The sequence below is a fragment of the Stieleria sedimenti genome, from assembly GCF_025060895.1.
In the GTDB taxonomy this organism is placed as follows: Bacteria; Planctomycetota; Planctomycetia; order Pirellulales; family Pirellulaceae; genus Stieleria; species Stieleria sedimenti.
On sequence record NZ_JANZKV010000133.1, the window covers coordinates 1 to 11,115 of the forward strand.

General features: G+C 61.7%; 11 protein-coding genes. 3 read left to right on the plus strand and 8 right to left on the minus strand.

The window, feature by feature from the left end; translation table 11 throughout:
* Positions 1-73: 73 nt before the first annotated feature.
* Positions 74-856: a hypothetical protein gene (locus tag NZK35_RS17110; RefSeq protein WP_259633752.1), complete on the minus strand. Its 783-nt coding sequence runs from the start codon at positions 854-856 to the stop codon at positions 74-76.
* 167 nt (positions 857-1,023) lie between these two features.
* On the opposite strand from NZK35_RS17110, the gene NZK35_RS17115 reads away from it, so the two are divergent.
* Positions 1,024-1,287: a Trm112 family protein gene (locus NZK35_RS17115; RefSeq protein ID WP_259633753.1), complete on the plus strand. Its 264-nt coding sequence runs from the start codon at positions 1,024-1,026 to the stop codon at positions 1,285-1,287.
* Between the two features lie 187 nt (positions 1,288-1,474).
* Here the strand turns inward: NZK35_RS17115 and NZK35_RS17120 are convergent, their stop codons facing one another.
* The 7 genes from NZK35_RS17120 to NZK35_RS17150 form a co-directional block, all read right to left on the minus strand.
* Positions 1,475-2,746 (minus strand): M20 family metallopeptidase, encoded by a 1,272-nt coding sequence (locus NZK35_RS17120; protein ID WP_259633754.1) that lies wholly within the window; start codon positions 2,744-2,746, stop codon positions 1,475-1,477.
* The gene (locus NZK35_RS17125) at positions 2,747-4,408 is read right to left on the minus strand and encodes a hypothetical protein (protein ID WP_259633755.1); all 1,662 of its coding nucleotides are present in this window, start codon (positions 4,406-4,408) and stop codon (positions 2,747-2,749) included. It abuts the gene before it with no gap.
* A 38-nt stretch (positions 4,409-4,446) separates the two neighbouring features.
* Entirely contained in the window at positions 4,447-5,361 is a 915-nt protein-coding gene (locus NZK35_RS17130; protein WP_259633756.1) for a type III pantothenate kinase, read from the minus strand.
* The gene (obgE, locus tag NZK35_RS17135; protein ID WP_259633757.1) at positions 5,358-6,521 is read right to left on the minus strand and encodes a GTPase ObgE; all 1,164 of its coding nucleotides are present in this window, start codon (positions 6,519-6,521) and stop codon (positions 5,358-5,360) included. The genes NZK35_RS17130 and obgE overlap by 4 nt, the downstream gene beginning before the upstream one ends.
* A gap of 34 nt (positions 6,522-6,555) precedes the next feature.
* On the minus strand, positions 6,556-7,113 hold the full coding sequence (locus NZK35_RS17140) for a DinB family protein (protein ID WP_259633758.1): 558 nt from the start codon (positions 7,111-7,113) through the stop codon (positions 6,556-6,558).
* The gene (locus tag NZK35_RS17145) at positions 7,110-7,892 is read right to left on the minus strand and encodes an alpha/beta hydrolase (protein ID WP_259633759.1); all 783 of its coding nucleotides are present in this window, start codon (positions 7,890-7,892) and stop codon (positions 7,110-7,112) included. The genes NZK35_RS17140 and NZK35_RS17145 overlap by 4 nt, the downstream gene beginning before the upstream one ends.
* Positions 7,893-7,961: 69 nt before the next feature.
* Positions 7,962-9,176, minus strand: a complete 1,215-nt coding sequence (locus NZK35_RS17150) for a DUF1559 domain-containing protein (RefSeq protein ID WP_259633760.1) — start codon at positions 9,174-9,176, stop codon at positions 7,962-7,964.
* Positions 9,177-9,268: 92 nt separating this feature from the next.
* On the opposite strand from NZK35_RS17150, the gene NZK35_RS17155 reads away from it, so the two are divergent.
* Both NZK35_RS17155 and NZK35_RS17160 read left to right on the plus strand, forming a co-directional pair.
* Positions 9,269-9,490, plus strand: a complete 222-nt coding sequence (locus NZK35_RS17155; protein WP_259633761.1) for a hypothetical protein — start codon at positions 9,269-9,271, stop codon at positions 9,488-9,490.
* A 114-nt stretch (positions 9,491-9,604) separates the two neighbouring features.
* On the plus strand, positions 9,605-10,894 hold the full coding sequence (locus NZK35_RS17160) for a phenylacetate--CoA ligase family protein (RefSeq protein ID WP_259633762.1): 1,290 nt from the start codon (positions 9,605-9,607) through the stop codon (positions 10,892-10,894).
* The last annotated feature ends 221 nt before the right edge of the window (positions 10,895-11,115 follow it).

Below are 11,115 nucleotides of genomic sequence, written 5' to 3' on the forward strand. Positions count from 1 at the left end.
CGGCTCACAAAACCGACAGGGCGCTCGCGCCGTTCCGCTAACACCTTCAGAGCCAACGAAAGTGCCATGGCGTCTATCGGTAGACCGAGAACGAAGGCACCGTCGCGATCACCGTCCCTGCGTTGGTCGGGACCGGCGCACCGAGACCGTTGACCGGTTGCAGCACGTTGGTTCGCATGCCGGATTGCATGGAGCTGCGCATCGGCGGTTCGCTGGTCGATCGACCGACGGTGTTGGACGCGATTGCCGTGACGGGCTGGGTGGCATAGGTCCCGTCGGTTGTCGTCGAAATCGGTCGCAGCCGTGCGGCGACTTCCGGGGCGACGTTGGATCCGATGCTCGGTTGCGGCATCGCACGGGCGACGAGTTCCAGCCCCTTTTGTTCGGTGGTTTCGTAGCGAACGGTCCGTTTGGGCACTTCAACGGTCCGTGTTTCAGCGACCCAACGGGTTTGAGTGGTCGCGCGGTTGACGACCTCGCTGCGGGCTTCCCAGCGGGTTTCGGGGACTTGACGATAGGCGACCGTGGGCTGCCGGAACGGGTTCCAGCGTCCTTCCACGTAGGGCATCCATTTCATCTGAGTGACGGGGGAGTAGCTGGTGCGGACTTCCGGTCGGATTTCCGTGACGGTTTCCGGACGATGCACGACGGTTTCCTGGCGTTCGATACGGTCCTCGACCACCGGACGCGTGATCCGTTGCGTCACGGTACGATAGATATCGCCGGTCACCGGGTCCTTGTGCAAATCCCCGGAGGGGGCCTGTGCACCAGCCCCGCCGGAAATGGCCATCGAGCCGGCTGCGACGAACAACGTGGCTGCTGTCTTGCGTAACAATTCCGTTTTCCGGACGTTCATGCTCGTTCCTCCCCGCCCAAGACAAATCCATGCTCGGCGTGAATGGTTCAATCTGATGAGAAAGGGCCGGCGACTGAAAGGCTTCCGTGCCACTCGATCGCCACCCTTCCAAAATCGGTACAGAACCGTGCCAACTCGAAACAATACCCACGTCGGAACAAAAAAAGATGCTCGATGAAAAACTTCTCCAGCTGGTTCAGTGCCCGATTTCGGGGCAAACGTTGCAGATTTCGCCCGCAGCGGTGATCGTCGAGTTGAACGAAAAAATTGCCCAGGGATTGGTCCGCGATGCCTCCGACCAACTGGTCGAAAGTGCACTGGACCAAGGCCTTACCACCGCAGATGGTGCGCGTCTGTATCCCGTCCGTGGCGGGATCCCCACCCTGATCGCAGACGCCGCGATCGAGTTGGATCAGGGGACCGTGGGGTAAGCATCTTGCTTGCCACCCCCGGTCACGCTTCGCGTGACGCGCGTCATGCGGGTGGGGTAAGCATCTTGCTTGCCACTCCCGGTCACGCTTCGCGTGACGCGCGTCATGCGACGCATGACGCGCGACGAAACGTCGTTGGGGGTCGCAAGCTGGAAGCTTACGCCACTTGGGGTCGCAAGCTGGAAGCTTACGCCACTGCTTGGGCCACGGGGGTGCACCAGTGCCGGAGGGCTTTTTCGTAGCAGTCGATGCCGCGGCTCAGTTGATCGATGGCGATCCATTCGTCGACGGTGTGTGCTTGGGCGATGCTGCCCGGCCCGATCACGATTCGCCGCGACAATTCTCCCAGCACGCCGCCGTCGGTCGCGTAGCAAACGGTCTGTGATTGCGTGCCGGCGATCGATTGAAATTGAGACACGATCTCGCTGTCGGGATCGGTCCAGAGCGGGTCGCATCCGGCGATCGGCGTCAGGGTCAGGCCGAGCCGACGCGCGGTCGCCTCCGCTTCGGCCACCAACTCCGCTGCATCCACCTCCGGCATCGTGCGAAAGCTGACCCAGGCGTCACTGCGTTCGGGTGTGATGTTGACGACGTTGCTGTGATCGCTGACGCCGAAGTTCCAAGACAGCACCGGCGGGTCGAAACGATCGTCTTGCAAGCCCGCGTCGTCACGTGTCCGCTGGCAAAGCTCCAACAGCTTGACCAGCATCGGCACCATCGCCTCGTTCGCGTTGATTCCAAAATTGGTCGCACTGTGACCGGCACGGCCTCGACTGTGGACGGTGAACCCCTGGATCCCCTTGTGCGCGTAAACCACATTCATCTCCGTCGGCTCTCCGATCACCGAGACGGGATCGGCACGGACCAGTTCGCGATATCCGTCGCAGTGATCGACCAAATGTTTGGCACCGCTAAATCCGACTTCTTCGTCGGCGGTGCATACAATCCAGATCGGTGCGGTTTGTTGACGGACATCCACGCGAGCCACCGCCGACAGCATCGCCGCCAACGAACCCTTCATGTCGCACGCACCGCGGCCATAGACGCGATCCTCGGTCACCACCGCGGCAAACGGCCCCGCCGCGGCCTCGTCGGCGCAACGATACGATGGAGCCGGGGCGCCCACCCACTTCTTGGCCGGCACGACGTCGGTGTGACAAAAATACGCGAGTCCCTGATGTGACGACGCCGCGGCGCTGCGATCGGCAGACGGCTCGTGCTGCTCCGTCCCGGCAGGGTTGCGGACCGCGACCAAGTTTGCCTTGCGCACGCCGCGACCATCGCGGTAACCGCTGCGCCAGAGCGTGAATCCCATCTGAGCGAGTGTGGCCGCGCACCAGTCGTTGATGTCGACGTTGCTTGTTGCGCTGACCGAAGGAAAGGAAATCAATTTCTCCAGCGTCGCGATGGCCGAAGCGATCGTACCATCGGGAGGCGGAGCTTCGATCGAATGTGACATCTATTCGGAAAAGAGTTCTTTGGCGACTTGTTGCAGCATCGCCGTGTCAACTTGTTCGAGTTGGCCGTCGATCGCCGCGAGCTGTGCAAACGTGTCGTCACGATACTCGACGCGCCACTTGGGGTGAATCAGACGATACAACGCTTGACCGGCGATCGCGTCGGGACGTTCGGGGGAAAGCGCAAGAGACGTGATCTTTTCCGTCAGCCGTGGCGGCATGTCGTCGACGGTGAAGGATCGCGTTCTCTTATTGAACTGTATCGCCAACATTTCGGGCGAGACTTCGACGACGATGACCGGCAGACCCTCGACATAGTCAAAGGTGCTTCCCGTGTTGAGCGTTGCCAACCCACGACCGATCGCGCCGCGATAGAAGGTGGCCAGATCGGCGATGTCATAGAGTGTGCCGGCACGCTTGGATTGCTCCGCATTGAGATCAAGTTTCATCAATGCGTCGGCGGCGGGTTTCATCTGATCCCAATTGGCCGATCGAATCAGCTGTTGGACCGCTTCGATCTTGGCCTGATTGGCGGCGACGCTCTCCGCCGTCATGGCGGGCGTGGGATTTGGGGTCGGAGTTGGAGACGGAGTTGACGGCGTCGAGCCGGTCGCCGGCGGTTCGGGGGGCATCGACGTCTCGGGAATCGACATCCCGACCGGCGGCATCATGCTCGCTGGTGTCGGGCCGGTCGGCGCCGGATTCGTTGGCGCTGGACTGGTTGGCGGATCGACGTTGCGCGGCCCGCTGCCGGGATCCGCCGGCGGGGCGCCGTCGGGATTGCGCAGCGAACTTGCGATCCCGCTGGCCGCCACTTCGCCGAGCACGCCATCGCGGTTGCCCGCGGCGGGACGCGGTCGATCCGACTCGGGCCTCGGCTCGGCGACGACGACACCTTGGTCTGCGGGCAGACCGTCCGGACGCAACGCGATCTGCCCGCCCTGGGTTAGGAATTGCAGCAGGCCGATGATCGCCCCCAACATCACCAACACAAACATGCCGAACAGAAACAGTCCGGTCTTCTTGCGGCGACGTTTCTTTTTCGGTTTCGGCGGCACCCACTGGACCGGCGCGTTTTCACTGTCCGCTTGATCGGCCGCGTGATTCGTGGCCGCTGCCGGTGTTCCCAGCGGTGGTGTGCCCAGCGCCGGCGCGGCGGCCGTGGGCGCGTTGCCGCTGCGATCGGTTCCCGGAGTCGCCAAGCCCGGTTTCGCCAAGCCCGGCGGCACCCCCAGCACCGCGGCGGCGCGAGTGGCAGGCGCCGTGTCGGTCGGAGATCCGGCAGCGGAGGTGGGCAGCGGCTTGGAACTGGGCAACAGCGACGCCAAGGGATCGTCCGGCTCGGCCGCAGTGGCGGAGGCAGAGCTTGGGGCGGATTCGCGTGCCGCGTCGACCGCCACGCCCAGACTGACGTCGAGTGCCCGACGTTTCTGTGGATCTTGCAACTGTTTTCGCGCCGCTTCGGCGAGTTTTGCCGCCTGTTTCCAGACCAGCGGATCGGCGGTCGGCTTCGATTCCTTCAATCCCTCGTAGACGCGTTGCATCGCCGCGGTGATCTTCTCCGCGTCCGATTCTCCGCTTTTCAAACCGAACACTTGGTAGGCGTTGGGTTTGCCGGCCGACGTGCGAATCGGCAGCAGGTCGGAAAGTTTCGATGCGGACATTTCTTCGAGAGCAAGCGGGGGTCGGGCGTATCGTCAGATCATTCTAGCCCGCTCGGGGCAAACTGGCATTGTCGAATTGCCAGATCCAAAATCCCCAGACAGACTAAATGAGGAACGAGTTCGTGTCGGGCTCGCATGTAGGGCGAGATCGCTACCGCGTCCCCGCCGCTGAGCACGATCCGAAACGCACCGTCGGCATCACCGTTTTCGCGTGCATGGCAGGATGGGGATAGTCCGGCGTACTCCCGAGCCAGTCGTTCGACGCCTCCGACGACGGCCGCGAGCACGCCCAATCGAATCGCTAGCCGGGTGTTGGTCGCCGGAGCCATCGCCCCATCCCCGTCGGGGACGGTTTCCTGCGTCGCTTGCTGGAGTCCTTCGGTCCCTGTCACCAGGGCGGCATGTTGAAGCCGAATCCCCGGCAGAATCGCCCCACCGGCAAACACCGGCGGAGCGTCGGGAGATGGGCAGACGCAGTCGACCGTCACGGCCGAACCGGCGTCGACGACGACCAGCGGCGGGTCGAAGCGGTTGGATGCGGCATAGGCACTCAGCAGACGATCGATTCCGACTTTCTCCGGCGCGTCGACTCGGATTTGAAGTGGGACATCGCGTGCGGACAGGTGACGCCAATCCACTTGCCGCGGACCGCCGGCGGTCCGCGGTGCGGATTCCCAAACGTCGCAGACCGCATCGTGCAACGGACGGCTGGCGGCATGATTGACTGTCGAAACCCGCCACGAAACCTGTGACTGGCCGGTCTGTTGCTGCACCCAGCGACAGACCTGTTTGTCCCACTGCGGCTGGTCCAATGGAAACGTCTGGTAGCGCAACGCGGCGTCGGGGGCACTGGAATTTACCGCGCCGGCGAGCAGCTCGGACGTGTCGGCCAACGCGACCTTGATCGCCGAGTTGCCGACATCGATCGCAGCAATCGTCTCAGCCGGCGTCACGGCGCATCCTCATCCGAGGTGTCGACGACGGTATCAAAGTCTTTGGCTTGATGCTCATTGGAAAGCTGTGCGGTCGCACCCCGCCGGTGCGGCGGTACCTTTCGTTTTTCGGTCGCCAGCTGGGACTCCCGCAACACCGGAACGTCCTCGCCGGCTTCCAACTGTGCCTTGCGACGCTGTTGGACCCGCGTCATCACCGCTTCGGTAAACTCGTTTAAGCCGGCTCCGGTCATGGCGCTGATCAACAGCACGGGCCGGTCGGTTTCTTCGCGCAGCCGCTCGGCGACCTCGGCCGCCTGCGGCATCTCACTCTTGGTGACGACCAAAATTTCGTCGCGATCGGCAAGTGCCTGGTCGTACTGCAATAACTCGCTGCGGATGGCTCGATAGTTGTCCAGCGGATCCGACTGGTCGGACGGTTCGGGTTCGACCAGATGGACCAGCAAACCGGCGCGTTCGATGTGCTTGAGGAACTCATGTCCCAAACCCAGGCCGTCGCTGGCTCCTTCGATCAACCCCGGGATGTCGGCCAAGACAAACGAGCGTGCTTCATCGAGTTCGACGATGCCCAAGTTGGGATGTTTGGTGGTGAAGGGATAGTCGGCAATTTCTGGGCGGGCACTCGTGATCCGGCTCAGCAGCGTGCTTTTCCCCGCATTCGGTTTGCCGATCAGCCCCACATCGGCGATCGAGCGCAGTTCCAAGATGACGCTGCGGACTTCACCTTCCTCGCCACGCTGAAATTCTCGCGGCGCCTGATTGGTGCTGCTTTTGAAATGGGCGTTCCCCTTGCCGCCCTTGCCGCCGCGCGCGACGACGAATGAATCTCCGTGGTGTTTCAGGTCTTTGATCACAAACCCCTGCTCGGCGTCGATCACTAGGGTCCCCGGCGGAACGTACAGCGTCTGGTCCTCGGCCTTTCGCCCATGGCACATCGCCCCCTGGCCTTGCCGTCCGTTGCCCGCCCGAATGAACTTTCGATTGGCAAACGCGGCCAGGGAATTGACCCCCAACCTGGCTTCCAGAATCAGGCTGGCGCCGTGCCCGCCGTTGCCACCGTCGGGGCCCCCGCGCGGAATGTACTTTTCGCGGCGCATGCTGGAGCATCCGTCCCCGCCCTTTCCGGCGTGAAGTTCAATTTGGACGCGGTCGACGAACATCGTTGTGATTAGCGAGAGTGGGAAATAGAATCCATCACTCTAACATGGCGGGGCCGCGGATCGCAGTGACCCCACAGCGGTTTTCGACGATTTCAAAGTGGTGCAGCAGATGTCCGGCGGTGATCCACGCGACCGCACGTACGCTCACCCGGTGGCCGGCGACCGTTCCCGAGCCATCCCAAGCGCGGGGGGTAAGTCGCTGCAGTAGCGCCAGATTCGCTTTTCTCAGATCGCCCAACTCGGCGGCCAGGCAAGAGAAATTGCCCAATCCGAACCGGCTGGCGGCGGAAACATTTTCGTCCCAATTGGGTAGCGTGGGCCCGCTGCCGTCGGCCAAACACATCATCCGATAGCCGAACATTCGCTCCGCGTTGGCACAATGCTCAAACACCTGCCGGATCGTCCACTGGTAAGGGGCGTGGATCCGGTCGACCTGTTCGGTGCTGATGCTGCTGGCCAAGTCGCAGATCCAATGCAGTTGGTGTCGCAGGATTTTGATCGCACAATCGCCTTCGACACGGGCAATCAATTGACCGTGATACTCGCTGTCAAACTCCTCGGATTCCGGGCGGCGACTTGCAAGACGATTCATGGGGTGGTGTTTCCGTGCGGGGGAGGGTCGACCAATTGTTGCAGGGCAATCGCGGTCGACGCAATCGCCTCTCCGTCGATCGTATGCGGCCCAACGAAGGGGTGGAACTCGAGGTCGACGCCGGCCGCGATAAGCAGATCGCGAAGTCGCTCGGCGGACTGGAACGGCAGGATCGGGTCCTGGGTTCCATGCGACTGATAGACACGAGTCTTCTGCAGACGCGACAGCGATTCGGTCCATTCACTCTGGCAGATCACCGACCCCGAGAATTGGATCAACAATTCGGGGGCCGGAATCGGGCCGCGAAGTGCCGTGTCCATCGCCAGCATGGCCCCTTGCGAAAATCCCCCCAGTGCGAATCGGATCGCATCGACATCACAGCCCCTTTGATCGGCCAGTTCCTCGCGGGCGGCGTTGACCAATTGCGACAGGGCCCTACGAGACTCCTCCAAACCCGGCGGGGTTTCGTGGTGCAGCTCATCAAATTGCTGCGCTTGGATCGCGTCCATCATGCGAGCCATGTTCAACATCCACCAGGCGCGTCCGGATGGCAGTCCCAGTTCGTCCAGGCTGTGCGGCGCGATCGGGAAAACGAAGCGAAATAATTCGGCGGTTTCCCCGAGCGCCTCGGCCCACTCGCCGGCGATTCCGACCAAGTCGCTGCCCGGGGCGCCGTAGCCGTGGCACAGGATGACCAGTGCCGCAGGCGTATGAGCCTGGCCGGCGTCGATCACGTAGCTGTCCAGTGATCCGTAGCGTTGTTTCCGTGGTTGGTTCATGAAGCGTTTGTCTGCGTGCAGTTCCAGTGGATGCCCGAGAGTCTAACGCTCCGACCGGCCGGCGAGTAGCTACTCGATCGGCCCATCCGATTTCAACGAATGGTAGCTGGCGATCGTCAGCTTATCCGCCTCGGTTTTTTTGCTGGTCCAAATCACGCGGCCGCCGCCGCTGGGCACGTCAAAACCGTTGTTGACGTATTGGTCGCCGTTGGCATCGTACAACCCTTGCACCGAACCGTCGGCCATCAAGCAGTTGGCGATGCCGTTGTGCAACGGCATGATCCCGCGATAGTCCTGGCGGGTGTAAAAGTTCAACTGCTTGTACCATCCGGCGGTCCCGACGCGGGGTTCACCCGCTGAGAACACGGGCGTTTTCAGGTAGTTCGGATTCGGCGTCTCCGGGACGCCGTCGCCGTCTAGGTCCATTTGCAAGGTGCTGCCGATCGGGCCTCCCACAATCGGCGTGGTGTACAGGCTTCCCGCCGGCAACCGGTCGCCGATCGATGCGCTCAGGTAGCCCGAGGGCGTGGCATCGCAGAGCAGGGGAACCGTCGACAGGGGAGCCCGAGAGCCGTCCAGGTATTGCGTTTCCAGCGGCCCTTCGGTCACGTTCCTGCCACGCGGGTCCATGTCGGGGCAACCAGGATTGACCCGCGCCAGGTTGCCGTCGGAGCCCAGATTGAATTCCGTCCGCAACATGAACCAGGACGCGGCATAGTTGGTGTTGAAGCCCTCGTCGATCATCTTTTTCTTGACCAGCGCCGTGCGTTCGGGCGTCTTGGGCGGAATCGCCTCGTTCGCGATTTTCCTCGCAATGTTGGAAACCACCACGCCGGACGAATCGGTGTACGGCTCGCTGCCCAGTCGCTCGGAATCCTGGAAACAAGCGTTGGCGACGAAATTCGATAACGGCAACGCGACCATCTCCTCGATGGCTTTGCTGCTCCGCGCCGAATTGCTCGGGCACAGCATCTCACCGGGCAGAATGCCCCGCGTCACCAAGTCGGAAACCCAGCCCACCTCCGTCGGCACGCCGTCGCGTTTGAAGTCAAAGCTCCCCGAGCAAAACGCGCCGCTGGGCGTTTGCGTGCTGCGGGAAATCAGACCGATCCCGAATTGACGCAAATTAGATTGGCAGGCGGCCGAACGGGCCGCCTCGCGAGCCTTGCTCAGCGCAGGCATCGCCATCGACGCCAGCAGGCCGATGATGGCGATCACGACCAGCAGTTCGATCAGGGTGAAACCAACTCGCGACAGGGAACGTCGCATCTGTTGGGGATTCATGGATCCGGCCTTTGAAAATCGAAAGGTATATCGAAAGGTTTTGACAGAGTTCAATCAATCGGTGAAGGTGCTTCCTGGAACCAGGAACGACAATGCCAAAACGGTTTTCTCATGACTTCTTCACGGCTCCTTCATGCTTCCCTCTCTTGAACTTCTCTGCACGACTGCAGGCCGACGGCGAAACCGATATGCCGGGTTGTTCTGACAGAAAGGGTCAAAAAATGGGTTGGTCAAAAAAATGGGTTGGTCAAAAAATCGAGCAAGAAAAACTCGGTCCCCGGCGTTCTTCCGACGCTCCGTCTTTCATTTTTTGACCAACAAATTTTTTGACCCGCCTTCTTCTGACGAATACCGCATCGATCTGTCTTTCCAACGCCAACCTCAGGACCACCAAACTCGGCGACTGAAACTGCTAGACTGTCCGCGTCATGACACAAATCGAGAACGAAAACGACATTGCGGCTCAGTGGCGTCTCAGTCGCGCACAGCTCGAATCCCTTCAGCTCAGCCGGCTCAATGCGCTGTTGGCCGTCGCGATGGAGCACCCTTTCTATCGCGAACGCTTTGGCTCGCTCGAGCTCCCGCTGCGATCGCTTGACCAACTGTCCGAGCTGCCGCTGTTGAACAAGTCCGACTTGGTCGCACCGTCGCCTGGCGATCCCGGTCGAGTGTTTTGCTTGCCTCGCGAGTCCTATTCGCGGTTTCATCAAACCAGTGGTACCAGCGGCCACCCGATGCCGGTGCTCGATACACAGCAGGATTGGCAGTGGTGGCTGGATTGCTGGCAACACGTTTTGCATGCCGCCGACATTCGCGACAGCGACGTCGCGATGATGGCGTTTTCGTTCGGACCCTTCATCGGGTTTTGGACCGCCAGCGACGCATTGGTCCGCGCCGGAGCCTTGGTGATTCCCGGCGGCGGCATGTCGAGTGAAACGCGTCTTCAAATGATTCTCGAACAACGTTGCACGGTCGTCTGCTGCACGCCGACCTATGCGTTGCATCTGATCGCCGTCGCCGAAAAACTGTCCATCGATTTGACGCAGTCGTCCGTTTCACGATTGATCGTTGCCGGCGAACCGGGCGGCAGCGCCCCGGCGATTCGCTCGCGGATCCAGGCAGGCTGGGACGCAACAGTGATCGACCACAGCGGGGCGAGCGAAATCGGTGCCTGGGGATTCGGAAGCCACGACGGCACCGGACTGCACGTCATCGAGACCGAATTCATTGCCCAGCGACTCTGTTTCGACGATGCACATCCCAACGGACGCACTGCCGGCGAAGGTGAGGAGGCGGAACTCGTGCTGACCGGGTTGGGGCGATACGGCGGCCCGGCCATCCGCTATCGAACCGGCGACATCGTGCGGGGCTACCAGCAACACGATCACCCCTGCCAGTTCTTGTCTCTCGACGGCGGCGTCCTCGGCCGCAGCGACGACATGATGGTCATCCGCGGGGTCAACGTGTTTCCCAGTAGTATCGAATCGATCGTCCGGCAAGTGGATCCGACCGCCGAATTTCGAATGATCGTGACCAAGCAGGGCGAAATGGACACGCTCGCCGTCGAAGCGGAACTGAGTGAAGCTGGCTGCCGGCAACTTGCCGAGCGGTTTCAAAAGCGGTTGGCGATGCGTGTGGCAGTGACGCCCGTCGCCGCAGGATCGCTGCCGCGCTTCGAAGCCAAAGCCAAACGGCTGGTCGACCACAGGCCCAAATGACGTCCGGCAACCATGACACATCACTGGCTGACCGCCCGTGACGCCACGTGGTGAAGTGCGAATCGCCTCGTGGACCCCTGGCGTCTGTTCGCCAGATCGGCATTGACCCTGGCGTCAACACGCCGTAGGATCTCGACAATGTCGCGAGTTGAAACTCAACGACGCGACAGGGTGGTCTTCGAAACCCCAAAAAAAAACGCACGACGCCCGAAGGCGCCGTG